Annotated in this window: 23 protein-coding genes; 8 read left to right on the plus strand and 15 right to left on the minus strand. The window is 68.8% G+C overall.

Annotated features, from left to right (window positions below; genetic code table 11):
• Nucleotides 1-154: 154 nt before the first annotated feature.
• Complete coding sequence (locus tag P2PM1_RS12940) at nucleotides 155-1,363, minus strand: methionine gamma-lyase (RefSeq protein ID WP_186399305.1); 1,209 nt, start codon at nucleotides 1,361-1,363, stop codon at nucleotides 155-157.
• A gap of 169 nt (nucleotides 1,364-1,532) precedes the next feature.
• Between P2PM1_RS12940 and P2PM1_RS12945 the strand changes: the two genes are divergently transcribed.
• Nucleotides 1,533-1,985: an Lrp/AsnC family transcriptional regulator gene (locus tag P2PM1_RS12945; protein ID WP_186388560.1), complete on the plus strand. Its 453-nt coding sequence runs from the start codon at nucleotides 1,533-1,535 to the stop codon at nucleotides 1,983-1,985.
• A gap of 11 nt (nucleotides 1,986-1,996) precedes the next feature.
• On the opposite strand, the gene P2PM1_RS12950 is transcribed toward P2PM1_RS12945, so the two are convergent.
• The 4 genes from P2PM1_RS12950 to P2PM1_RS12965 all read right to left on the minus strand — a co-directional run bounded on the left by P2PM1_RS12950 (nucleotide 1,997) and on the right by P2PM1_RS12965 (nucleotide 6,629).
• Nucleotides 1,997-2,686, minus strand: a complete 690-nt coding sequence (locus P2PM1_RS12950; RefSeq protein ID WP_186399306.1) for an imm11 family protein — start codon at nucleotides 2,684-2,686, stop codon at nucleotides 1,997-1,999.
• 110 nt (nucleotides 2,687-2,796) lie between these two features.
• Nucleotides 2,797-4,983, minus strand: a complete 2,187-nt coding sequence (locus P2PM1_RS12955; RefSeq protein WP_186399307.1) for a TRAP transporter fused permease subunit — start codon at nucleotides 4,981-4,983, stop codon at nucleotides 2,797-2,799.
• Nucleotides 4,984-5,067: 84 nt separating this feature from the next.
• On the minus strand, nucleotides 5,068-6,039 hold the full coding sequence (locus P2PM1_RS12960) for a TAXI family TRAP transporter solute-binding subunit (RefSeq protein WP_186388558.1): 972 nt from the start codon (nucleotides 6,037-6,039) through the stop codon (nucleotides 5,068-5,070).
• Nucleotides 6,040-6,263: 224 nt separating this feature from the next.
• Nucleotides 6,264-6,629 (minus strand): MmcQ/YjbR family DNA-binding protein, encoded by a 366-nt coding sequence (locus tag P2PM1_RS12965; protein WP_371515098.1) that lies wholly within the window; start codon nucleotides 6,627-6,629, stop codon nucleotides 6,264-6,266.
• A 174-nt stretch (nucleotides 6,630-6,803) separates the two neighbouring features.
• Here P2PM1_RS12965 and P2PM1_RS12970 point away from each other — a divergent pair, with 174 nt between their 5' ends.
• The gene (locus P2PM1_RS12970) at nucleotides 6,804-7,385 is read left to right on the plus strand and encodes an NADPH-dependent FMN reductase (protein ID WP_186399308.1); all 582 of its coding nucleotides are present in this window, start codon (nucleotides 6,804-6,806) and stop codon (nucleotides 7,383-7,385) included.
• 15 nt (nucleotides 7,386-7,400) lie between these two features.
• On the opposite strand, the gene modC is transcribed toward P2PM1_RS12970, so the two are convergent.
• The 4 genes from modC to P2PM1_RS12990 all read right to left on the minus strand — a co-directional run bounded on the left by modC (nucleotide 7,401) and on the right by P2PM1_RS12990 (nucleotide 10,547).
• Nucleotides 7,401-8,507 carry a molybdenum ABC transporter ATP-binding protein gene (gene modC, locus P2PM1_RS12975; protein ID WP_186399309.1) on the minus strand — a complete coding sequence of 369 codons (1,107 nt, stop codon included), beginning with the start codon at nucleotides 8,505-8,507 and terminating at the stop codon, nucleotides 7,401-7,403.
• Complete coding sequence (gene modB, locus P2PM1_RS12980; RefSeq protein ID WP_186388555.1) at nucleotides 8,504-9,199, minus strand: molybdate ABC transporter permease subunit; 696 nt, start codon at nucleotides 9,197-9,199, stop codon at nucleotides 8,504-8,506. Before modB ends, modC begins: the two co-directional genes overlap by 4 nt.
• Before the next feature lie 45 nt (nucleotides 9,200-9,244).
• Complete coding sequence (gene modA, locus P2PM1_RS12985) at nucleotides 9,245-10,039, minus strand: molybdate ABC transporter substrate-binding protein (RefSeq protein WP_186399310.1); 795 nt, start codon at nucleotides 10,037-10,039, stop codon at nucleotides 9,245-9,247.
• A 139-nt stretch (nucleotides 10,040-10,178) separates the two neighbouring features.
• Nucleotides 10,179-10,547: a winged helix-turn-helix domain-containing protein gene (locus P2PM1_RS12990; RefSeq protein WP_186399311.1), complete on the minus strand. Its 369-nt coding sequence runs from the start codon at nucleotides 10,545-10,547 to the stop codon at nucleotides 10,179-10,181.
• 246 nt (nucleotides 10,548-10,793) lie between these two features.
• Between P2PM1_RS12990 and P2PM1_RS12995 the strand changes: the two genes are divergently transcribed.
• A complete protein-coding gene (locus tag P2PM1_RS12995; protein WP_186399312.1) occupies nucleotides 10,794-11,678 on the plus strand; it encodes a universal stress protein in 885 nt (294 codons plus the stop codon).
• Here the strand turns inward: P2PM1_RS12995 and pdxH are convergent.
• The 3 genes from pdxH to P2PM1_RS13010 all read right to left on the minus strand — a co-directional run bounded on the left by pdxH (nucleotide 11,669) and on the right by P2PM1_RS13010 (nucleotide 14,786).
• On the minus strand, nucleotides 11,669-12,304 hold the full coding sequence (gene pdxH / locus P2PM1_RS13000; RefSeq protein WP_186399313.1) for a pyridoxamine 5'-phosphate oxidase: 636 nt from the start codon (nucleotides 12,302-12,304) through the stop codon (nucleotides 11,669-11,671). The genes P2PM1_RS12995 and pdxH overlap by 10 nt on opposite strands.
• A gap of 117 nt (nucleotides 12,305-12,421) precedes the next feature.
• The gene (locus P2PM1_RS13005; protein WP_186399314.1) at nucleotides 12,422-13,282 is read right to left on the minus strand and encodes a universal stress protein; all 861 of its coding nucleotides are present in this window, start codon (nucleotides 13,280-13,282) and stop codon (nucleotides 12,422-12,424) included.
• 19 nt (nucleotides 13,283-13,301) lie between these two features.
• On the minus strand, nucleotides 13,302-14,786 hold the full coding sequence (locus P2PM1_RS13010) for a SulP family inorganic anion transporter (protein WP_186399315.1): 1,485 nt from the start codon (nucleotides 14,784-14,786) through the stop codon (nucleotides 13,302-13,304).
• 420 nt (nucleotides 14,787-15,206) lie between these two features.
• On the opposite strand from P2PM1_RS13010, the gene dnaK reads away from it, so the two are divergent.
• The 4 genes from dnaK (at nucleotide 15,207) to P2PM1_RS13030 (ending at nucleotide 19,740) form a co-directional block, all read left to right on the plus strand.
• The gene (gene dnaK, locus P2PM1_RS13015) at nucleotides 15,207-17,129 is read left to right on the plus strand and encodes a molecular chaperone DnaK (RefSeq protein ID WP_186395456.1); all 1,923 of its coding nucleotides are present in this window, start codon (nucleotides 15,207-15,209) and stop codon (nucleotides 17,127-17,129) included.
• Nucleotides 17,130-17,452: 323 nt separating this feature from the next.
• Nucleotides 17,453-18,574: a molecular chaperone DnaJ gene (dnaJ, locus tag P2PM1_RS13020; RefSeq protein WP_186388550.1), complete on the plus strand. Its 1,122-nt coding sequence runs from the start codon at nucleotides 17,453-17,455 to the stop codon at nucleotides 18,572-18,574.
• Nucleotides 18,575-18,619: 45 nt separating this feature from the next.
• A complete protein-coding gene (locus tag P2PM1_RS13025) occupies nucleotides 18,620-19,048 on the plus strand; it encodes a VOC family protein (RefSeq protein ID WP_186399316.1) in 429 nt (142 codons plus the stop codon).
• Nucleotides 19,049-19,131: 83 nt separating this feature from the next.
• Nucleotides 19,132-19,740 carry a class I SAM-dependent methyltransferase gene (locus P2PM1_RS13030; RefSeq protein WP_186399317.1) on the plus strand — a complete coding sequence of 203 codons (609 nt, stop codon included), beginning with the start codon at nucleotides 19,132-19,134 and terminating at the stop codon, nucleotides 19,738-19,740.
• On the opposite strand, the gene P2PM1_RS13035 is transcribed toward P2PM1_RS13030, so the two are convergent.
• The gene (locus tag P2PM1_RS13035; RefSeq protein WP_186399318.1) at nucleotides 19,719-21,470 is read right to left on the minus strand and encodes a SulP family inorganic anion transporter; all 1,752 of its coding nucleotides are present in this window, start codon (nucleotides 21,468-21,470) and stop codon (nucleotides 19,719-19,721) included. The genes P2PM1_RS13030 and P2PM1_RS13035 overlap by 22 nt on opposite strands.
• A gap of 282 nt (nucleotides 21,471-21,752) precedes the next feature.
• Between P2PM1_RS13035 and P2PM1_RS13040 the strand changes: the two genes are divergently transcribed.
• Nucleotides 21,753-22,412 carry a LysE family translocator gene (locus tag P2PM1_RS13040; protein ID WP_186399319.1) on the plus strand — a complete coding sequence of 220 codons (660 nt, stop codon included), beginning with the start codon at nucleotides 21,753-21,755 and terminating at the stop codon, nucleotides 22,410-22,412.
• A gap of 12 nt (nucleotides 22,413-22,424) precedes the next feature.
• Here the strand turns inward: P2PM1_RS13040 and phnE (P2PM1_RS13045) are convergent, their stop codons facing one another.
• Nucleotides 22,425-23,240, minus strand: coding sequence for a phosphonate ABC transporter, permease protein PhnE (gene phnE, locus P2PM1_RS13045; protein WP_186399320.1), 816 nt, complete (start codon nucleotides 23,238-23,240; stop codon nucleotides 22,425-22,427).
• Between the two features lies 1 nt (nucleotide 23,241).
• Nucleotides 23,242-24,054 carry a phosphonate ABC transporter, permease protein PhnE gene (phnE, locus tag P2PM1_RS13050; protein WP_186395460.1) on the minus strand — a complete coding sequence of 271 codons (813 nt, stop codon included), beginning with the start codon at nucleotides 24,052-24,054 and terminating at the stop codon, nucleotides 23,242-23,244.

Consider the following 24,054-nt stretch of genomic DNA (forward strand, 5'->3'; position numbering starts at 1 on the left):
CCGCAGGGACGCCAACCATAAGGGCGGCATTCGGCGAATTTTGTTCGCTTTTTTCTTTTTTGCGCCAAAATCTTTCCGAAATCGATCCTTGGCGGGCCGAGGTCGATACAAAATTACCCACCCCGCCGGATCCTTGCGCCTCGGGTCCGCCCGCTCAGGCCGCGACGCGCCAGACCTTGTCGAGCGCCTGGGCTAGGTCGGCGAGAATGTCTTCCGGCGTCTCCAGCCCGACCGACAGGCGGATCAGCCCGTCGGAAATGTCGTGCTCCTGCCGCTCCTCCGGCGTGTAGGTCGAATGGGTCATGCTGGCCGGGTGCTGGACCAGCGTTTCGGCATCGCCGAGGCTGACGGCGCGGCGGGCGAGCGCCAGCGCGTTGAGGAATTCGATGCCGGCCCCCATGCCGCCGACCAGTTCGAAAGCGATCATGCCGCCGAAGCCCGGCATCTGCCGCACGGCCAGCCCATGCTGGGCAAAGCTCGGCAGGCCCGGATAGTGGACGGTCGCAACCGCCGGGTGGTCCTCCAGCAGCCGGGCGGCGGCCTGCGCGCTGGCGCAGTGGCGCTCCATCCGCAGTTCCAGCGTCTTCAGCCCACGCATGATCAGATGCGCGGTGAGCGGCGCCATCACCGCGCCGGTCATGTCCTTCAGCCCGACGAGGCGCACCTCACGCATGTCCTCGGCCGAGCCGGCCGCAATGCCGGCGATCAGGTCGCCATGACCGCCGAGATATTTGGTGGCCGAATGGACGACGATGTCGGCGCCCAGTTCCAGCGGCCGGGTCAGCACCGGCGTCGCATAGGTGTTGTCGACCACGGTGCGGGCGCCGGCCGCGCGGGCGATTCCCGAGACGGCGGCGATGTCGACGAGGCGCATGTTCGGGTTGGCCGGCGTCTCGAAATAGACGATGCGGGTGCGCGGCGAGATCGCGGCCGCAACGTTCTTGGGATCGCGCATGTCGACATGGGTGACGGTGATGCCGAACTTCGCCAGCCCGTGGCGGAAGAAGGCGAAGGTGCAGCCATAGAGCGTCCTGTCGACGAGGATCTCGTCGCCGGGCGCGAGAAAGGTCCACATCACCGCGGTGATCGCACCCATGCCGGAGGCGAAGGCGATGGCCGCCTCGCCGCCTTCCAGCACCGCCATCCGCTCTTCCAGCAGGCTCAGCGTCGGGTTGGAGAGACGGCTGTAGACATGGCCCGCGCGCTCGCCGGCGAACATCTCGCCGCCGGCTTCCGCGGTCTCGAAGGCGAAGGTCGAGGTCAGGTGCACCGGCGGCGTCAGCGCGCCCTCATTGGCGAGCGGGTCGTAGCCGTGATGGATAGCGCGGGTGGCAAAGCCGAGCGGACGGTTGCTGCGGGTCATGGCGAAGGCTCCTCTACCGGGTGCGGGCGGCGAGAGCGCGGGCACTCTCGCCCCGTTCCTCTCCCGACCTGCTGACCGCAGTCTAGGGTTTCGCGAGAGGTGATTTCTGGCGTAGTTTGCCCCTCGATCTGTTCAGATTGGCAGGTTCTGCCAACAATGAGGCCTGAAGATGGACGATATCGACCGCCGCATCCTGCGCGAGTTGCAGCAGGACGGGCGCCTGACCAATCAGCAGCTATCGGAAAGGGTGGGCCTGTCGCCCTCGCCCTGCCTGCGGCGGGTGCGCAACCTGGAAAAGGCCGGCATCATTTCCGGCTATGCGGCCGTGGTCGACCCGCAGGCCTACGGGCTTCCCGTCACCGTGTTCCTGCAGGTGAAGCTGACGCCGCACACCCAGGAAACGGTGACGACCTTCGAGCAGGCGGTGGCCGGCATCGAGGAGATCATGGATTGCTATCTGCTCGCCGGCGACCGCGACTATCTGCTCAAGGTGGTGGTCGCCTCGCTCGCCGACTACGAGAGCTTCATGCGCCGGCGGATCCACAAGATCCCCTGCATCGCCTCGCTGGAATCGAGCTTCGCCTTCGGCACGGTGAAGCACTCGCAGGTGCTGCCGGGGTAGGCGCGGAAAGGTCAGAAGAGAACGTCCGGATTCTCGATCAGCCAGGGCATCATGCCCTTCTCCAGGCCATGCCGCGCCTCCCACTCGAGAATCGGCCCGGCATTTTCCTCGGCGATCCACGGCTCCTCGCTTTCCTCGCAAGGACTCGCATCGAAATAGCGGATCTTCCGCCGCTTCATCTGGTCGTGAAACGCATCTGACACGTAAAGGCCGGCGACGCGCAGCCGCAGGGAGCACCAGATGTGATGCCCTGCAATCGCGGGTCGGCTCAGAACGTTGCGATGCCGCCAAAGCACGCCGAGATCTGGAGAACGCAAGGGTTCGCCAAGACCGTGCCACTTCACCTCGGAACGGCTGACAAGCAGGCTGTCGAGCGACACGCAGCAGTTGAAGACGAAGAACGGCTCCTCCACCGGTGTGCCGTTCTTGTAGGAGAGTTCGAGCGGGAAGAACTGATGCGTTCCCGGTTCGAATTCCTCCACCAGATCCCTGAACCGCTGGCTGACCGCGTTAAGCCCCGGCATCACGAAAATGTCGGGCAGTCTCTTGCGGACGTTGATTTGCCGGGCCTTTGTCCGTAACCGCCGCGCTCCGACAGGCAAGCCCAGGCTCAGTCCAAACCTGAGCGGGTCTTCCGCGGTGTCCAGGAACTCGAAGATCGGCTCCCGATGGTCGAAGGCCAGCTTGATCCAGGCTGCCATCAGCGTCCTTTCCCGCGTCTCGCCCGACAGGCATCTTTACACCGGCATCGCCCATGCGCCGCGCGTCGTCCGCAGCCCGGCCGGGCATGCGAAAGACGCGCGGCCACAGTTCAATCCAGGCCGCGGGCCATGGTCTTCGGCGTCACCAGCTTCTTCTGAGCAGCCCATACGCCGATCGCCGCGGCGAGGCCGATGGCGTCGGTGATCCAGCCGCCGGCGATCATCGCCAGCGCCGCCGCGCCGAGAACGATGCGGAAGACGACGTTGAGCCGGCCGAAGAACCAGGCCTGCACCGCCGACGACAGCAGGAAGATGCCGAAGGCGGCGGAGATGAAGACATGCAGGATGTCGAACCAGTGCCCCTGCATCAGCATCGCCGGCGAGGTGAAGAACATGAAGGGCACGACGAAGGCGGCAAGGCCGATCTTGAAGCTCTCGACGCTGGTTCGCATCGGATCGGACTGGGCGATCGCCGCTCCCGCATAGGCGGCCAGCGCCACCGGCGGGGTGATCGCCGACATCACCGCGAAGTAGAAGATGAAGAAATGCGCGGTGAGCGGCGGGATGCCCATCTGGATCAGCCCCGGCGCGATCACCGAGGCGGCCACCGCATAGGCCGCCGTGGTCGGCATGCCCATGCCGAGGACGATCGACACGATCATGGCGAAGAACAGGGCGATCACCTGGTTCTGGTCGGCAAGGCCGAGCAGCAGCGAGGAGAAGCGCGTGCCGATGCCGGTCAGCGCGATGACGCCGACGATGATGCCGGCGGCGGCACAGACGGCGACGAGCTGCAGCGACATCTTGGCGGCGATCTGCAGCGCGAACAGCACCTCCTTCACGCCCATCCGATGCGGGGTCAGCCAGCTCACCACGGCGGCGGCGGCCATCGCCAGCGTGCCGGCGCGGATCACCGAATAGCCGGAGAACAGCGCGCCAATGAGAATGAAGATCGGCACGAAGAGATAGGCCTGGCGCAGCAGCTTGGCGAATTGCGGCAGCTCCTCGCGCGGCAGGCCCTTCATGCCGAACTTCTGCGCGGCCAGGTCGACCATGAAATAGACCGAGACGAAGTAGAGCACCGCCGGGATGATCGCGGCGACGACGATGTCGGCATAGGCGATGCCGGTGATCTCCGCCATGATGAAGGCGCCGGCGCCCATGATCGGCGGCAGGATCTGCCCGCCCGAGGAGGCGGCGGCCTCGACGGCGGCCGCCGTCTGCGGCTTGTAGCCGACCTTCTTCATCAAGGGGATGGTCAGCGAGCCGGTGGACACGACATTGCCGGCCGAGGTGCCATTGATCATGCCCATCAGGCCGGAGCCGAACACCGCGACCTTGGCCGGGCCGCCGCGCGCGCCGCCGGCGGCGGCGAAGGCGAAGTTGACGAAATATTCGCCGACGCGCGAGGCCTGCAGGAAGGCGGCGAAGGTGACGAACAGGATGATATAGGTCGAGGAGATCGCCGTCGTCGGGCCGAGAATGCCCTGGTCGGTGTAGATATAGGTGAAGAAGCGCGACAGCGAATAGCCGCGATGGTTGAGAATGCCGGGCAGGTAGGGCCCGACGAAGCTGTAGAGAACGAACAGCCCCGCGATGATCACCAGCGCCAGGCCGGCGAGCCGGCGGGTCATCTCCAGGATCAGGATCACGCCGGCGATCGCGGCGAACATGTCCGCGTCCTTGGCGAGCGCGGTGCCGGCGCGCAGCCGCAGGAACGGCGCGTGGAAGATGATGTACATCGCCACCGTCACCGCCGCGAGGGCGAGGAAGACGTCGGCGAGATCGAGCGTGCCGCGCTCGCGATCCGGCAGGGCCCAGCTCATGGCGATCAGCCAGAGGGTGCCGCCAACCAGCGGCCAGCCGAAGCTTGCGACCAGCGCCGTCTTGGCGGCGGCCTGGCCGACCCCCTCGCCGGTGACGAAGAAGCCGACCGCCTGGACGAAGGCGGCCGCGACGGCGAGCGCGCCCGGCGCCAGCAGCGCCAGGTAGAGGCCGCGCGACAGGCCCCGCCTGCCCGGCACGGCCTCGTCGGCGAAGAGCATCGAGGAAAACAGCAGGAAGCCGAGGGCCAGGCCGCCGCCGACATGGATCAGCCGATAGGTCCAGGTCTCCAGCGGGTAGAGGTTCATCACCCCGACATGGAAGGAGGTGAAGAGGATGCAAAGAGCGATGATCACCTTGCCGGCAATGCCGGTCGGCACGCGCTGGTTGCCCGTGACGATTTCCGCGTCGACGCCGCTGGCGATCATGGCGCTGTCCGCGGACGCCGCGCCGATGGACGAGTTCGATGACATGGTGGCTCCTCCCCCCCTGCACCCGATATGCATGCGGCGCGGGCCCGCCGGGACCCGCGCCGCGATTTTCGAGCTAGTCCCGGTTCACTTCAGCTCGTCGGGAACGGTGATGCCCTTCTCCTCGAGATAGCGCACGGCGCCGGGATGGAACGGCATGAAGGTGTTCTTGTCCCAGTTCTCCAGCAGCGTCTCGCTGGCCGCGGCATGGATCTGCACCATGCGCTGCGGGTTTTCCATCGCCAGCTTGGTGATCTCGTAGGCGAGGCTCTCCGGCATGTCCTGATGGGCGATCGCGAAGTTCCACAGCGCGACGGTTTCCTGGTCGTAGTCGTGGCCGGCATAGGTGCCGGAGGCGATCGTCAGCGGCGCCATTGCCGGATAGGCGGCGAGCACCTTGGCCTTCTCGTCCTCGGTCAGGCCGAACATCACCACGTCGTTCTCGGCGGCGAGCTGGCTGAAGGCCGAGATCGGCACGCCGGCCGCGAAGGCGAAGGCGTCGATCAGGCCGTCCTTGAGCTGGCTCGCCGCATCCGACGCGCCGGCATTGGAAATGTTGGCGGTGACGCCGACCGCTTCCATGAAGCGCGGCCAGTAGGTGCCGGGCGTGCCGCCGGCCGGGCCGACGCCGACGCGCTTGCCGGCGAGGTCGGAGACCGACTTGATGCCCGAGGACTTCAGCGCGATCACCTGGAACGGCGTCTGGTACATCGGGAACAGCGCGCGGATCGACTTGTGCTCGAGCCCCGGCGCCAGTTCGGACTGGCCGATCCAGGCGTCATAGGCCGGGCCCATGGTGACGAGGCCCATCAGGTGATCGCCGGTCTCGACCAGCGTCACGTTCTGCACCGGGCCGCCGGTCACTTCGCCGGTGGCGTTGAGGCCGAGCGCCTCGGAAATATAGCTGGCAAAGCCGTTGCCATAAACGAAGTAAGTCCCGCCCTGGCTTGCGGTGCCGATCGTCAGTTCGTTCGGCCAGCCGGTCTTGTCCTGAGCGGTGGCGGTGCCCATGCCAATCACAGCGGCTGCGGCGATGGCGGCGAGTGTCCTGAACTTCATTCTTTCCTCCCACGGAAACTCGGAACGACCCCATGTCACGCTCCGGTTGTCGCGCAAGACCGCACGGAAGCGTCAAACATGTCAACAGGATCGGCGCCTGTATTTCAAGCAGCACCTGCGTGATGTCAACGAAAAGCCCCGCCGGCCCCCGTCAAATCCGGGGAAACTGCCGCAGCGGCGGGCGGGCGCAAAGAGCGTTTCCCGGCGGAATTACGAGTTTATACCTACAGCCCGAGCTCGGCCCGTTTCGCCCGCGTCAGCTTTGCCGCCACCAGCCTGTGCGCTTCGGCGAGATGGGCGCGGATGTCCTCGGCCGCCAGCGGCGCGCCGGCGCGGACCTGCACCCAGGAGGCGCGGGCAAGATAGGGCGCCGGCACCACGCCGGGCAGGTCGGTGAGGATGCGGTAGGAGAGGTCCGAGCACTTGAAGGCGATGGCCTCATTCGCGCCCTCGCCCCAGGAGGAGCAGATCGCGAAGATCTTGCCGCCGACCTTCCACACCGAGGCCCCGCCCCATTGCACCACATGGGTCGCGGCCGGCAGGGCGGCGCAGGTGGCGTCGAACTGGGCGCGGGTGATCGCCATCGTCATCGGCGCGCGGTCCGACCCGTCGGCGCAGGGAGAGGACAGGCGCCTCCCTCCGCAGAGCTGACACTGGCCAGGGATCTCCTGCGACATATATGCAAGGCCGTCCGCGCCATCTCGTCCGTACCCGTCCCGTCCACAGCAGTCCCGTCCACAGCCATCCGATGACAAGGGATCTCGATGACCGACATTCGCATCCTCGTCCTCTCCGGTTCGATTCGCGCCGGATCCTACAACACCAAGCTCGCCGCGCTGGCCGCCAAAACCGCCGCCATGGCCGATGCCAAAGTGACGCAGATCTCGCTCGCCGACTATCCCCTGCCGATCTATGACGGCGACCTGGAGGCGGACACCGGCGTGCCGGAGAATGCCCGCAAGCTGAAGGCGGTGTTCCAGCAGCACAACGGCGTGTTCATCGCCTCGCCGGAATACAACACCGCCGTGACGCCCCTGCTGAAGAACACGCTCGACTGGGTCTCGCGCCTGTCGGACAAGGGCGAGCCGCCGGCCGCCGCCTTCCGCAACCGGGTCTTCGCGCTCGGCGCCGCCTCGATCGGCGCGCTCGGCGGCATCCGCGGCCTGATCGGCCTGCGCACCATCCTGGAGATCGGCCTCGGCGCGCTGGTCATTCCCAACATGGCGACCGTGCCCAATGCCGCCTCCGCCTTCGACAGTCACGGCCATCTCGCCAACGAGCGCACCGCCGGCCTGCTGCAGGAGACGGTCGCCCGGCTGATCGAGGAAGCGAAGCTGCGCGGGTAGACGCGCGGCCTCCCCCTACCGCCCGTCCTTTCCCTCGATCCACACGTCCTCCTGCGCCACCGCGACGGATTTGAGGATGGCGTGGCAGGCAAGGCCGGGGGCAAGGCCGAGCGCCTCGGCGGAGCGGCGGGTGATGCGGGCGAGCAGCCGGTCGCTGCCGCAGCGCAGTTGCACGACGACGCCCGGCCCCTCGCCGCGGCGCAGCGAGAGGATCTCGACGGGAAGCTGGTTCAGCGCCGAAATGCCCTCCTGCGGCGCCAGCGACAGCATCACGTCATGGGCATGGATGCGCACGCGCACCAGCGCGCCCGGCGCGGCGGCGATATGCGGCAGCAGCAGCCGGCCGCCGGAGGTCGCCAGCTCGCTCAGCCCGTCGGGATGATGCGCCGCGACGGTGGCGGCGATCACCGCGCCGGCATCGCGGATGCCAAGGGTCGGCACGGCCTGCGGGTCGCTCAGCACCTCGGCCGGCGTGCCGGCGCGCACCACCCGCCCCTCACTGAGCGCCACCACCGTGGTGGCAAGGCGCGCGACCTCGGCGACCGAATGGCTGACATAGAGGATCGGCACCCTGGTCTCGCGGCTGAGGCGTTCGAGATAGGGCAGGATCTCGGTCTTGCGCGCCTCGTCGAGCGAGGCGAGCGGCTCGTCCATCAGCAAGAGGCGCGGGCCGCTGAGCAGCGCCCGGCCGATGGCGACGCGCTGGCGCTCGCCGCCCGACAGGGTGCCCGGACGGCGGGCGAGCAGCGCGCCGATGCCGAGCATCTCGACGACGGCGCCCATGTCGGCGACCTCCGCCCCGTGACGGCGGGCGAACCAGCGGCCATAGCCGAGATTCTGGCGCACGGTGAGATGCGGAAACAGCCGCGCCTCCTGGAAGACATAGCCGATGCGGCGGCGGTGCGGCGGCACGAAGACGCGTTCGCTCGTGTCGAACAGCGTCTCGCCGTCGACCCTGGCATGGCCGGCATCGACCGCGATCAGCCCGGCCAGCGCGTTGACCACCGTGGTCTTGCCCGAGCCGGAGCGGCCGAACAGGGCGGTGACGCCGGGCGGCGCCTCGAAGGCGAGATCGAGCGCGAAGCCGGAAAAGGCGTGGCGGAGGGCGACGGACAGGCTCATGCGCCGCGGATCCTGCGGGCGACAAGCCGGCTCACCCATTCCGACAGCAGCAGCGCGGCCATCGCCACGGTGATCGAGACCATGACCAGCCGGGCGGCGGAGGCCTCGCCGCCGGGCACCTGCATGAAGGCATAGATCGCCGACGGCAGGGTCTGGGTCTCGCCGGGAATGTTGGAGACGAAGGTGATGGTGGCGCCGAATTCGCCCATCGCCTTGGCGAAGGCGAGCACCGAGCCGGCGATGATGCCCGGCAGGATCAGCGGCAGGGTGATGGTGAGGAACACCATCGCCCGCGAGGCGCCGAGCGTGCCGGCCGCCTGCTCCAGCTTCGGGTCGACCGCCTCGATGGCGAGGCGGATCGCCCGCACCATCAGCGGAAAGGCCATGACGCCGGCGGCCAGCGCCGCCCCGGTCCAGCGGAAGGCGAAGACCAGGCCGAACGTGTCGGCAAGAAAGCTGCCGACCGGCGCGCGGCGGCCGAAGGTGGCGAGCAGCAGATAGCCGGTGACCACCGGCGGCAGGATCAGGGGCAGGTGAACGAGGCCGTTGAGCACCTGCTTGCCGGGAAAATTGCCGCGGGCAAGCAGCATGGCGACGAGAATGCCGAGCGGCAGGCTGACCAGCGTTGCCCAGAAGGAGACACGCAGGGACAGCGCGACGGCGCTCCATTCCTGCGGACTGAGATACTCCATGCGTCTGCGGCCCCGCCCCCGATCCGTTCACCCGTTCCCAGCGCGTCACTCGCCCAGAACGACGAAGCCCTGCTTTTCGAAGGCGGCCCGGGCCTCCGGTCCGCGCAGATAGGCAAGGGCCGCGACGGCAGCGGGCTTGCCGCTCTGCGCCATCACCGCGGCAGGATAGACGATCGGCGGATGGCTGTCGGCGGGAAAGGTGGCGACGACCGTCACATTGTCCTCGGCGGCCGCGTCTGTCGCATAGACGATGCCATAGGGCGCCTCGCCGGCGGCGACCAGCGCCAGCGCGGCCCGCACATTGTCGGCCTGCGCCACCTTCGGGGCGGCGGCCTGCCACAGGCCGAGGCTCTCCAGCGCCGCCTTGCCGTAGATGCCGGCCGGTACCGCGTCGACCAGCGCCATCGCCAGCCGGCCGTCGCCGAGCAAGGCGGCAAGGTCGAGAGCGGGGGAGAGCTCGAGGGGAGAGGCATCCCGGCCATGGGCGATCAGCACGATGGCGTTGCCGAGCAGGTCGACACGGGTTCCCGCCTGGACGAGACCGTCGGCCTCGACCGTGTCCATCCAGTCGGGGCTGGCGGAAATGAAGAGGTCCGCCGGGGCACCGGCCTGGATCTGGCGCGCCAGGGCGGAGGAGCCGGCCAGCGACACGACCAGCCTGTCGCCGGTCGCCTCCTCGAAAGCCGGGGCGATCTCGTCCATCGCGGTCTTCAGGCTGGCGGCGGCAAAGACCAGCACGTTGTCCGCCCTCGCCGCACCCGGTCCGGCGCCCAGCGCCAGCGTGGCGGCGAGCAGCAGGGCCGACGGCCGCAGCCCGGATCGAAGAAAGGCGAAAGTCATCGGCGGGGCTCCCTCTCCCGTCCGGCAGGCGGCGCGCCCCTCCCGGCAAGCGTTATGGTCTGGCGGAAATATCGCCTGACAGGTTCTGTCGCGCAAGCGTTATTTCCGTCCGGACATATCGAGAACCCATGCGGATGCTTCACGCCGTGGGCGGCTCGCGCAGCAGCGCGCGCAGGCCGTCGATCTCGCCGCGGCCGGCCTCGCGGGCTTTCGCCTCCATCGTCCGGTAGAGGTCGAGCACCGCCTCGCCGCCGTCCGTCAGCCGCGCCCCGCCGCCGCTCGCCCCGCCGCGCGAGCTTTCCACCAGGGGCGCGGCGAACATGGCGTTGAGCTGCTCGACCAGGGTCCAGGCGCGCTTGTAGCTCATGCCCATGCGCCGGCCGGCGGCGGCGATCGAGCCGGTCGCGGCGATGCCCTCCAGCAGATCCGCCTTGCCGGGGCCGAAGGCGGCGTCGGGCTCGAAGACGAGGCGCAGGCGCACCCCGACCGTCTGGTCGTCCTTGTTCATGGGCGGAGCCTAGTCGCTTTGCGGCGGGGAGGGAATCGGTCCTTGGACGGGGCCTCGGAAAACGAACGATCCCTGCGTTCCCGGCGCGCATTTCGGCCAAACGGGGTTGGTCAAGTGGTTTTCCGGATCGCTTTCCCGACCCGCTGCGACGATATAGGCGTAGGCCGGTGACGTGACGGACCTGCGTCCGATCCGGAAGAATCGCCGCAAAGTTGGCCGGAAAGATCGAAGGGGAGCCCTGCACCGATGACCACGATCCTCGCCGCGACGGACTTTTCCACCCGTTCCGACCGGGCGCTGCGGCGCGCCGCGCTGCTCGCCCGGCGCAGCGGGGCCCGGCTCGTCCTCGTCCATACCGTCGACGACGACCAGGCCGAGCGCAAGATCGCCGCCGAGACGGCGGCGGCGACGGCGCTGCTGGCCGAGCAGGCGCGCACCTTCCGCGAGGTTGACGGGCTCGACTGCGAGGCAAGGATCGTCACCGGCGCCCCCTTCGAGGGGGTGATCGCCGCGGCCAGGGAGGCGGAGGCCGGGCTGATCGTCGTTGGCCCGCATCGCCGGCGGCCGCTGATGGACACCTTCCTCGGCACCACGGCCGAGCGCATCATCCGCGCGAGCCCGGTTCCGGTGCTGATGGCAAACGGCGTTCCCGCCGGCGCCTACGCCCACGCCCTGTTCGCCACCGACCTGTCAGACTGTTCGGCGGACGCGGCGCGGCGGCTCGCCGGCCTCGACCTGTGCCAGGGGGCGCAGCTCTCCGTGCTGTATCTGTTCGACGCGCCGGAAGTCCGGCTGATGCTGCGCTCCTCGATCTCGACGCCGAAGCTGCGGGCGCATCTTGCCGAGGTCGGCCGCAGCGCGGCGGGCGAGTTGTCGGCCTTCCTCAGGGACACCGGCCTTGCCCCGACCGGCGAGGTCGTCCGCCATATCGAGACGCTGCCGGCACATGACATCTGCAGCCGGGCACGGGCGATCGGCGCCGACCTCGTGGTGGTGGGCACGCGCGGCCGAACCGGCCTTGCCGGGCTGGTGGTCGGATCGGTGGCGATGGAAGTGCTGCGGATCGCGACGGTCGACGTGCTCGCCGTGCCGCCGGCCGCGGCCGGCGCGCAGGACGCGGCTCAGGGATAGAAGCGCTCGGTCACCCAGCCGCCCTCGGGCCGCTCGCGGCGGAAGATGTGGCGGTCGTGCAGGCGGAACGGCCGGTCCATCCAGAACTCGATATAGAGGGGGCGGATGCGGTAGCCGGTCCAGTGATCCGGGCGCGGCACCTCGCCGATGGCAAAGCGCGCGGCGTATCTCGCCACCGCCTTTTCCAGCGCGAAACGGCTTTCCAGCGGCCGCGACTGCTGGCTCGCCCAGGCGCCGATGCGGCTGTCGCGCGGCCGCGAGGCGAAATAGGCGTCGGCCTCCTCGGTTGTCACGAACTCGGCCGGGCCGCGAAAGCGGACCTGGCGGCGCAGCGACTTCCAGTGCAAGACGCCGGCAGCCTGCATGTTCTCGGCCAGTTCGCCGCCCTTTTGCGACTGGGTGTTGGTGTAGAAGACGAAGCCGTTCTCGTCGAAGCCCTTGAGCAGGACCATGCGCACGTCCGGCAGGCCGTCGGTGCCAGCGGTGGCCAGCGCCATGGCGTTGGGATCGTTCGGCTCCTTGGCGCTCGCCAGGTCCAGCCACTCGCCGAACAGCACGAAGGGATCGCCCGCCGCGACGCGGGTCTCCAGATCGTCCGGTTCCAGGTTTCCGGTGTCGCTGCTCATCTGTCGCTGCTCGCTGCTCGTTGGCTGTCGCTGTCCCGTCCGGGCGCGCCGGCCCGGCTCCACAGCCTTATATCGCAGCCCGGCGGCTTTGCCAGCCGCCGGGTGCGCGGCGCCGGGTCACCGGAACAGCAGGACCGGGACCTTGCAGGAGCGGACCATCTCGGTCGTGGTCGAGCCGATGATCAGCGAGCGAATGCGCGAATGGCCGTAGGCGCCCATGACGAGCAGGTCGATGCCGTCCTTTTCCACCGCTTCCGAGATCACCGTCTCCGGCTGGCCGGGGCGAATGTCGGCGGTGACGCGGTAGCCGCCGCCCTTCAGCATCGCCGCCGCGCCCTCCAGGCTGCGGCGCAGCTCGGGCGTCTCCTGGCCGACCGTCAGAAGGTGGCAGTCGAGCCCGGCGAGAATGGAGCTGCGGGCGATGTGATCGACCGCCTTCAGCGCGCTGGTGCCGCCGTCATAGGCGATCAGCAGGCGCTTGATCGGACGGAAGCCGCGCGCGGCCACGAAGACCGGCTTGCGGGCGCCGCGGACGATCCGCTCCAGGTTGGAGCCGAGATGCAGCCTGGCGAAATCCGCCGCCTCGCCGCGCTTGCCGACGATGACGAGATCGGCCTCCGCCTCCATCTCCGCCAGCGTCTCGACCAGATCGCCGGAGCGCAGCCGCGTCGTGACATCCGCGACGCCCGCCTCGTCCAGCACCTTGGCCGCATCGTCGAGGATCGCCCGGCCGCGCGCCTTGGCAAGCTTCGCCGCCCGCTCGTCGAGCTCGGCCAGTTCGTTGAGCAGCGCCGTGCGGGCGCCGAGCGCGATGTTGCCCGAGAGGTTCGCCGCCCCGCCCTCGGCCTGGCGCCTTCCGAGCACATGCAGCACTTCGACGCGGGCGCCCTCGCCGGCGCGTGCCGCAATCCAGGCGGCATGCTCGCAGACGCTGCGGGAATAGACGGAGCCGTCCACCAGCGCGATCAGTTTGGTCATGGGGTGTCCTCCGCTCGGCTCAGTGGCCCATCAGGCGGTCGAGCGCGCCCGGCTTGTCGTGAATGGCGAGCCGGTCGACGATGGTCTCGCTCGCCTCGTTGATGCCGACGATCTCGACCTCGGCGCCCTCGCGGCGGAACTTCAGCACGATCATGTCGAGCGAGGCCACCGCCGAGATATCCCAGATATGCGCCCGGCCGACATCGATGATCACCTTTTCCAGCACCTCGCGGAAGTCGAAGGCCTTGGTGAAGGCCTCGGCCGAGGCGAAGAACACCTGCCCCTCGACAACATAGGTGCGGGTGCGCCCGTCCGCCGACAGGGTCGAGGTGACGCGGAAGATCTGCGCGATCTTCCAGGCGAAGAAGATGCCCGACAGCAGCACGCCGATCAGCACGCCGATGGCGAGGTTGTGGGTCAGCACCACGCCGGCCACCGTCGCCAGCATGACGATGGAGGAGGAGCGCGGATGGTCCTTGAGATTGCGGATCGACGACCAACTGAAGGTGCCGACGGACACCATGATCATGATCGCCACCAGCGCCGGCATCGGAATGCGGCCGACCCACTCGCCCAGCACGACGATGAGGAACAGCAGGATCGCGCCGGCGGCGAAGGTCGACAGGCGCCCGCGGCCGCCCGACTTCACGTTGATCATCGACTGGCCGATCATGGCGCAGCCGGCCATGCCGCCGATGAAGCCGGTCGCCGTGTTGGCGATGCCCTGGCCGATGCATTCCTGGTTCTTGTCGCTCGGCGTGTCGGTGAGATCGTCGACGATCGAGGCGGTCATCAGCGATTCCAGCAAGCCGACGGCCGCGACGCCCACCGAATAGGGCAGGATGATCAGCAGCGTCTCGAGGGTCAGCGGAATGTCGGGGATCAGGAAGACGGGCAGCGTGTCGGGCAGGGCGCCCATGTCGCCGACGGTGCGCACGTCCAGCCCGAATGCCAGGGTGAGCGCGGTCAGCACCAGGATGCAGATCAGCGGCGAGGGCACCGCCGTCGTCAGGCGCGGAAACAGGTAGATGATGGCAAGGCCGGCGGCGACCATCACATAGGTCAGCCAGGTCACGCCGATCAGTTCCGGGATCTGCGCCATGAAGATCAGGATGGCGAGCGCGTTGACGAAGCCGGTCATCACCGAGCGCGAGACGAAGCGCATCACAGCCCCGAGCTTCAGGAGGCCGGCAAGGATCTGCAGCAGGCCGGCCAGCACCGTGGCGGCGAGCAGATATTGCAGGCCGTGCTCCTTGACCAGCGTCACCATCAGCACGGCGGTCGCCGCCGTCGCGGCCGAGATCATGCCCGGCCGGCCGCCGACGAAGGCGATGATCACGGCGATGGAGAAGGACGCATAGAGGCCGACCTTGGGGTCGACGCCGGCGATGATGGAAAAGGCGATCGCCTCGGGAATGAGGGCGAGCGCGACGACGAGGCCGGCCAAGAGGTCCTTGCGGACATTGCCGGTCCAGTCCCGCGCATAGGAGGACAGGGAAAACATCGGGCCATCCGGTCTGGTGCCGGGCAGCGCGGCAGGCGCGGCCATGCAGATGGTTTGCTGGTCGAGAGGGGTCCGGCGGCATCCGCAAAATGGCGCGGGAGGACGCAAGGGATGCAGGGCCACCCCTCGGCGGACTACGTAATGGGACTTCTACGGAGGTTTGCGCTGCATTGCAACATCGGCCGGCCGTCGCGGTTTCCCGGCGCAGGCCCAGCGGACCGGGGCCAGAGCGCACGATGGGCGCGCCCGGCGCGCCAGCCTTGCGATGCGCAAGCGCCCAACATATATAGCGGTCACGTTCTGCCGACGTGTTCCGACATGCGGGCCCGCCCCGTAGCCGGCCCGTCACCATGAACCGAAAAGAGGGGCCGGTCCGATGCCGCAACGGGTCCGACCGGCTTGCTGGAAAGAGAGGGCAATATGGCAAAGGTCATCGGTATCGACCTCGGCACGACCAATTCGTGCATCGCCGTCATGGACGGCAAAAATCCCAAGGTGATCGAGAATTCCGAAGGCGCGCGGACGACCCCGTCCATGGTCGCCTTCAACGACGACGGCGAGCGGCTCGTCGGCCAGCCGGCCAAGCGCCAGGCGGTGACGAACCCGACCGGCACCCTGTTCGCGGTGAAGCGCCTGATCGGCCGCCGCTACGAGGACCCGACCGTCGAGAAGGACAAGAAGCTCGTCCCCTACAACATCGTGCGCGCCGACAATGGCGATGCCTGGGTCGAGGCGAGCGGCGAGAAGTATTCTCCCTCGCAGGTCTCCGCCTTCATCCTGCAGAAGATGAAGGAAACCGCCGAAAGCTATCTCGGCGAGAAGGTCGAGCAGGCGGTGATCACCGTTCCGGCCTATTTCAACGACGCCCAGCGCCAGGCCACCAAGGACGCCGGCAAGATTGCCGGTCTCGAGGTGCTGCGCATCATCAACGAGCCGACGGCGGCAGCTCTCGCCTACGGTCTCGACAAGAACGACGGCAAGACCATCGCGGTCTATGACCTCGGCGGCGGCACCTTCGACGTGTCGATCCTGGAGATCGGCGACGGCGTCTTCGAGGTGAAGTCGACCAATGGCGACACGTTCCTCGGCGGCGAGGACTTCGACATGCGCCTCGTCGACTACTTCGCCTCGGAGTTCAAGAAGGACCAGGGCATCGACCTGAAGAACGACAAGCTCGCGCTGCAGCGCCTCAAGGAGGCGGCCGAGAAGGCCAAGATCGAGCTGTCCTCCTCGTCGCAGACCGAGATCAACCTGCCCTTCATCACCGCCGACGCTTCCGGGCCGAAGCACCTGACGATGAAGCTGACCCGCGCCAAGTTCGAGAGCCTTGTCGAGGATCTCGTCCAGCGCACGATCGAGCCGTGCAAGGCAGCGCTCAAGGATGCCGGCATCGTCGCCGGGCAGATCGACGAGGTCGTCCTTGTCGGCGGCATGACCCGCATGCCGAAGATCCAGGAGGTCGTGACCACCTTCTTCGGCAAGGAGCCGCACAAGGGCGTCAACCCGGACGAGGTCGTGGCCATGGGCGCGGCGATCCAGGCCGGCGTGCTGCAGGGCGACGTCAAGGACGTGCTGCTGCTCGACGTGACCCCGCTGTCGCTCGGCATCGAGACGCTGGGCGGCGTCTTCACCCGCCTGATCGATCGCAACACGACGATCCCGACCAAGAAGAGCCAGACCTTCTCCACCGCCGAGGACAACCAGACCGCCGTGACGATCCGGGTGTTCCAGGGCGAGCGCGAGATGGCGGCGGACAACAAGATGCTCGGCCAGTTCGACCTGGTCGGCATTCCGCCGGCGCCGCGCGGCGTGCCGCAGGTCGAGGTGACCTTCGACATCGACGCCAACGGCATCGTCAACGTGTCGGCGCGCGACAAGGGCACCGGCAAGGAGCAGCAGATCCGCATCCAGGCCTCGGGCGGCCTCAGCGACGCCGACATCGAGAAGATGGTCAAGGACGCCGAGGCGCATGCCGACGAGGACAAGAAGCGCAAGGCGCTCGTCGAGGCGAAGAACCAGGGCGAGGCGCTCGTCCACTCGACCGAGAAGTCGCTGAAGGACTATGGCGACAAGGTCTCGGCCGACGAGAAGGGTGCCATCGAGACGGCCATGGCCAATCTGAAGTCGGCGCTGGAGGGCGAGAACCTGGAGGATATCCAGGCCAAGACCCAGGCGCTGGCCGAAGCCTCGATGAAGCTCGGCGAGGCGATGTACAAGGCGGCCCAGGCGGCCGAGGACGCCGGCGAGAGCGCTGCCGGCGACGACGCCTCCAGGGCGGATGACGACGTGGTCGACGCGGACTTCGAGGAAGTGCGCGACGAGGACGACAAGAAGTCCGCCTGACCTGACTGAGCGGCGACGCGGCCCCCGGTGTCGGGACGCGCCGCGCCGCCGGCCTGCCGGAACGGCATGGTTCCGGCCGCCAAGGAGCGGGTAAGGGCAGCGGGCCTTTCGTCCGGCTGCCCTTGTCCGTGTTTGATCCCCGTTCCGCCGCGCGGAGCGGCCGAGTTCCCCCGCTGGCGCCCAGGCCGGCGCGACCCAGACGCTGGAGAGTGACATCCGGATATGAGGCAGCCGATCCTCCACCCCCTTGCGGCGCCCCTCGCGCCACCGCCCGGCGCCGCTCCCCGTGCCGTCATGGCGGGGCGACGTGACGGAACATCCTGATGGAAAAGCGCGACTATTACGAAGTCCTCGGCGTTGCCCGCGACGCGGACGGCACGGTGCTGAAGAGCGCCTATCGCAAGCTGGCCATGCAGTATCACCCGGACCGCAATCCGGGCGACGCGGAGGCGGAGAACCGCTTCAAGGAGGTCAGCGAAGCCTATGACACGCTGAAGGACGAGCAGAAGCGCGCCGCCTATGACCGCTTCGGCCATGCCGCCTTCGAGAATGGCGGCTTCGGCGGCGGGCGCGGCGGCCCCGGCGACTTCGCCTCGGCCATGTCCGATATTTTCGACGAGTTCTTCGGCATGTCCGGCGGGCGGCGCGGCGGCCGCGATCGCGGCGCGGACCTGCGCTACAACCTCGAAATCTCGCTGGAAGAGGCCTTTGCCGGCAAGACGGTGGAGATCGAGGTGCCGACCTCGATCACCTGCGAGACCTGTTCCGGCTCCGGCGCCAAGCCGGGCAGCGCCCCGACCATCTGCCGCGTGTGCGGCGGCTCGGGCCGGGTGCGCGCCTCGCAGGGCTTCTTCACGCTGGAGCGCACCTGCACCGCCTGCCAGGGCCGCGGCCAGGTGATCTCCGACCCCTGCCCCGACTGCCATGGCGCCGGCCGCAAGACCGTCAACCGCACCCTGTCGGTGAACATTCCCGCCGGCATCGAGGACGGCACCCGCATCCGCCTCGGCGGCGAGGGCGAGGCCGGCCTGCGCGGCGGCCCGTCCGGCGATCTCTACATCTTCCTGTCGATCCGCCCGCACGCCTTCTTCCAGCGCGACGGGGCGGATCTCTATTGCCGGGTGCCGGTGTCGATGACGACGGCCGCGCTCGGCGGCCAGTTCGAGGTGCCGACGCTCGGCGGCGAGACCATGCGGGTCAAGGTGCCGGAGGGCACCCAGACCGGCAAGCAGTTCCGCCTCAAGGGCAAGGGCATGCCGGTGATGCGCTCGCAGCAGCTCGGCGATGCCTATATCCAGGTGACGGTGGAGACGCCGACCAACCTGACCCGCCGCCAGCGCGAGCTGCTGGCCGAGTTCGAGCAGGAATCCTCCGGCGAGACCCATCCCGAGTCGCATGGCTTCTTCGCGCGGGTGAAGGACTTCCTCGACACGCTCGGCAAGTGAGGGTCGCAACCGGGGCGATCCGAGGGGGCACGGAACGGAGGGACGATGTTCTCCTATGCGACACTCGGGACAAGCGATCTGGCCCGGTCGATCCGCTTCTATGACGCGCTGATGGCGATCCTCGGCGAGCCGCGCTGCTGGAGCGGCGAGACCGGCGCGGCCTGGGGCTCGTTCGACGATCCGGCGCGCGGCGCGCTGGTGGTCGGCGCGCCGTTCGACGGCCGGGAGGCCTCGGTCGGCAACGGCGCGATGCTGGCGCTGCGCGCCTCCTGCGAGGCGATGGTCCGGCAGCTCCATGCCGCGGCCCTTGCCCATGGCGGCAGCGACGAAGGCGCACCGGGCCCGCGCCCGCAATACGGGCCGGCGTTCTTCGGCGGCTATGCGCGCGATCCCGACGGCAACAAGCTGGCCTTCGTCTTCATGCGGCCGATCGCGGCGGACACGAACCAGGGTCAGGACCGCTTCCTGCCTTGATTTCACCACGGCCGGGGACCACCTTGGCGGGTGGAGCAGGGTGCAAGCCCGTCTCCGGATTTCGAAAGGGATGGGATTTCAGCATGCTCAGCACGCCCGCGCGCAAGGTCAAAGGCCTGTCCACCAAGGTCGCCGACGAGCTGCGCTTCATCCGAAGCTGGGCGGAAAAACCGCTCACCACCGGGGCGGTCAGCCCCTCCGGACCCGATCTGTCGCGCCGCATGGCGAGCTTCGTGGAGGCCGAGCGCCCCGGCCCGGTGCTGGAACTCGGCCCCGGCACCGGCGTCGTCACCCACGCGATCCTCGAGCGCGGTATTCCGCAAAGCCGCGTGATCGCGCTGGAATACAGCGAGGATTTCTGCCGCCTGCTCGCCCGCCGCTATCCCGACATGAGGATCGTGCGCGGCGACGCCTACCGGCTGCGCGAGACGCTGGCCGATGTCGAGCCGGGCACGCTCGCCAGCATCGTCTCCTCCATGCCGCTGTTCTCGCGCCCGAGGGAAGAGCGCCGCGCGCTCCTGATGCAGGCGTTCGAGCTGCTGCAGCCCGGCGCCCCGTTCATCCAGTTCTCCTACGCATTGGTGCCGCCCGTGGCACCGGAGCCGCGCGTCTTCTCCGTGCAGCGCAGCGGCTGGATCCTCAAGAACCTGCCGCCCGCGCGGGTGTGGGTCTACCGCCGCACTTCCGCCTGAGGCGCGGCCCGCAGGGCCGCCATCGCCGCCTCGACATCGGCGGCGAACGTCACCTTCGGCGGCACCAGTCCCTGCGCCACCAGCGGGCGGCGCAATCCCTTCTCCAGACCGCACAGCACCACGTTGATGCCCCGCCGTGTCGCCTTGTCGACAAGGCCTGCCACCGTATTGGCGGCGGTCGAATCGAGGAAGGGCACGGCCGAGAAGTCGATGACCAGCGCCCGGTGGGTGTCGGCGATGCGCTCCAGCACCGAGCCGATCGACGCGGCCGCGCCGAAGAAGAACACGCCGGTGATGCGATAGACGACCACCTGCGGGTCGGCCGCCGCCCCGTCATAGGGCAGGCCGCCGTCGGCGCTGGTGTCCGCCTGGTCCTCCGAGACCAGCGGCAGCCGGCGCACCCCGGCGATCTGCGACATGCGGTGGATGAACAGGACCGAGCCGAGCGCGAAACCGGTGACGATGGCCTCGGTCAGGTCGCGGAAGATGGTCAGCAGGAAGGTGACGGCGAAGACCAGCGTCTCGCCGCGCGAGGTGCGCAGCAGCATGGTGATGGCATGGCGCTCGGCCATGTTCCAGGCGACCACCGCCAAAAGGCCGGCAAGGCTCGCCAGCGGGATGTAGGAGGCGAGCGGCGCCGCCAGCAGCATGAAGGCGAGCAGGAACAGGGCGTGCAGCATGCCGGCGACAGGGCCGATGGCGCCGGCGCGGACATTGGTCGCGGTGCGGGCGATGGTGCCGGTGACGCAGAAGCCGCCGAACAGGGCCGAGCCCATATTGGCGACGCCCTGGCCGACCAGCTCGCAATTCGACCGGTGACGGCGGCCGGTCATGCCGTCGGCGACCACGGCGGAGAGCAGCGATTCGATCGCGCCGAGCAGGGCGAAGGAGACCGCCGCCGGCAGCACCGCGACGATCCGCTCGAAGGAGATGTCCGGCAGGGCGGGCACCGGCAATCCGCTCGGAATGCCGCCGAAGCGCGAGCCGATGGTGTCGACCGGCAGGCCCGCGGCCCAGGTGACCAGCGAGGCGAGGGTGACGGCGATGAGCAGGCCCGGCCAGTGCGGCCGCCAGCGCTTCAGCCCGAGAATGACCGCGATCGTGCCGCCGGCGAGCAAGGCTGCGGCCGGCTCGAAACCGGGCAGCGCCCGCCACAGCACCGGCAGCTTTTCCAGCAAGGGGCCCGGTTCCGGCCCGTCCAGCGTCAGGCCGAAGAGATCCTTCACCTGCGAGGCGAGGATGATGACGGCGATGCCGGCGGTGAAGCCGACCGTCACCGGCCAGGGGATGAACTTGATATAGGTGCCGAGCCGCAGCGCGCCGACGCCGATCAGGATCAGGCCGGACAGGAAGGTCGCAAGGATCAGCCCCTCGACCCCGTGCTGCATCACCGTCGCGGCGACCAGCACGATGAAGGCCCCGGCCGGGCCGCCGATCTGGAAGCGGCTGCCGCCCAGCGCCGAGACCAGGAAGCCGCCGACGATGGCGGTGTAGAGCCCCTGCGCCGGGGCGACGCCGGAGGCGATGGCGATCGCCATGGACAGCGGCAGCGCGACGATGGCGACGGTCAGGCCGGCGATCGCATCGGCCCTGAGCGCGGCAAGGCCATAGCCCTCCCGGAACACGGTGACGAGCTTGGGGGTGAACAGGGCCGCCGGATCGGGTGCGGCGGATTGGGAGTGGGGACGATGCGCGGAGGGCTTGCGCGCATCCTGTCCGGTGGCGGTCATCGCGGATCTCATATGTCGGGGGGCCCGTCGGTCGGCGGGCTTTGATGAGAGAGCAGCATCCGCCCCCGGCCTCCGCAAGAGCAATACGCGAAAATACCTAAGGCCCTCGTCAGGCCCGCGGCGCGGCAGGCCCCCAGGACACGGGGCACGGGACACGGGGCACGTGAAAGCCCCTCACCGCCGGTTGAGAGGAAAGCGCTTGGCCGGCCGGCGGAGCCATGCGATCCCTTGCGGATGCCGCCCCGCGCCCTTGCGGGCACCGCTCCCGTCAGGATGCTGCCGATGGATCCGCTCTCCGCCGTTCTCGCCTTTTCGCTTGCCGCCGCGCTGCTGACGCTGACGCCCGGCCTCGACACCGCCCTGGTGCTGCGCACGGCGGCGGTGGAAGGGCCGGGACAGGCGATGCTGGCCGGCGCCGGCGTCTCGACCGGCGTTCTCGCCTGGGGGCTGATGGCCGCGCTCGGGCTCGGCGCGGTGCTCGCGGTTTCGGAGACCGCCTATCTGCTGCTGCGGATCGCCGGCGCCGCCTATCTGCTGTGGCTCGGCATCGGCATGCTGCGCGCGGCGCTGTCGCCGGAGCGGGCGCGGCACCTGGCGGCGATGGCGAGCGCCAAGGGGGCGGGGGGAACCGGCGGCGGCCGCGGCCGCGGCTGGTACTGGCGCGGGCTGCTGACCAACCTGCTCAACCCGAAGGTCGGCGTGTTCTATGTCAGCTTCCTGCCGCAGTTCACTGCCGAGGGCGTGCCGGTGGTCGCGTTCAGCGTCGGCCTTGCCGCGATCCACGCGACGATGGGGATCGCCTGGTTCGCGCTGCTGACCCTGGCGACGCGACCGATCACCGGCCTGCTCAAGCGCCCGGCGGTGACCCGCTCGCTCGACGGGGTGACCGGCGCGGTGCTGATCGGCTTCGGCCTGCGGCTGGCGCTGGAGCGGCGGAGCTGATCCGCAGCCCCATCAGATGATGGCGTGGCGGACCTTGGCCGAGACCCACTCGCTGAACACCACCGTCGCCAGGATGACCAGCAGGATCGTCGTCACCTGCGGCCAGGCCAGCACGTTGAGCGAGGCCTGGAGCTGCAGGCCGAGGCCGCCGGCGCCGACAAGGCCGAGCACCGCGCTCTCGCGGATGTTGATGTCCCAGCGGAACACCGAGATGCCCCAGAAGGCGGGCGCGATCTGCGGCCAGTAGCCGTAGTTGAGCAGTTGCGCGCCGCCGGCGCCGGTCGCCTGGATCGCCTCGATCTGGCTCGCCTCCGTCTCCTCGATCGCCTCGTAGAGCAGCTTGCCGACAAAACCGATGGAGCGCAGCGCGATGGCGATGATGCCGGCGAGCAGGCCGGGGCCGAGGATCGAGACCAGCAGCAGCGCCCAGATCAGCGAGTTGATTGAGCGCGAGGCGACGATGATGAACAGCGCGATCGGCCGGGCGATCAGCAGGCTCGGCGAGGTGTTGCGCGCGGCCAGGAAGGCGATGGGCGTGGCGATGAGGACCCCGAGCAGGGTGCCGAGCGTCGCCATGTTGATCGTGTCCCATAGCGGCCAGAGCAGCCGCTCGATATAGGCAAGGCGCGGCGGAAACATGCGCGAGCCGATGTCGGCCGCCTGTTGCGGGGCATCGAGGACGAAGAGCCAGATCGTGTCCCTGGTCATCACCTGCCAGCACCAGACGGTGACGGCGACCAGGGCGAACCAGCCGGCCCACAGGGCAAGACGGGCGCGCGGGGTGCGCAGGCGCCAGACCGGGCCGTTCTCGGTTTGCGTCACCGGCATGTCACTGCACCCACTTGCGGATATGGCTGGAGGAATATTCGGCGAACATCACCACGACGATGATGATCAGCAGGATGGCGCCGGCGCTGTCGTATTCGTAGCGGTCGATGGCGGTGTTCAGCGTCGCGCCGATGCCGCCGGCGCCGACGATGCCGATCACCGCGCTTTCGCGGAAGTTGATGTCGAAGCGGTAGAGCGACAGGCCGATCAGCCGCGGCATCACCTGCGGCTGGACCGCATAGTTGACCAGTTGCCACCAGGAGGCGCCGGTGGCCCGGATCGCCTCGGCCTGGGCCTCGTCGATGTCCTCGATGTCTTCGGCCAGAAGCTTCGCCAGGAAGCCGATGGTGGCGAAGGACAGGGTCAGGAAGCCGGCAAAGGGTCCGAAGCCGAACATCGCCACCAGCAGGATGGCAATGATGATCTCCTGCAGGGCGCGGCTCGCGGCGATGATGCCGCGGCAGACGTAATAGACCGCGCGCGGGGCGATGTTGCGCGCCGCGCCGATGCCGATGGGGACGGAGATCAGCACGCCGGCCACTGTCGAGGTGACCGTCATGGTCAGGCTCTCGATCATGCCGGCGCGGATGTCCTTCCAGCGGCTGGTGAAGTCCGGCTGCAGGAAGCCCTGGACGAAGCGCCAGCCGCGGTCGAGCCCGTCCCACACGCGCATCCAGTTGACCTCGACCGAGCCGACGGCCAGCACCAGATAGACGAGGATGGCGGCGTAGAGCCCGTAGCGCCAGCGCGGATCGGGGATCATCGTCGCCGGGCGGCGCCAGCGGCGGGGGTAGGCCTTGGCGGTGGCGGTCAT

The organism is Stappia sp. P2PMeth1, assembly GCF_900185735.1.
Lineage (GTDB): Bacteria > Pseudomonadota > Alphaproteobacteria > Rhizobiales > Stappiaceae > Stappia.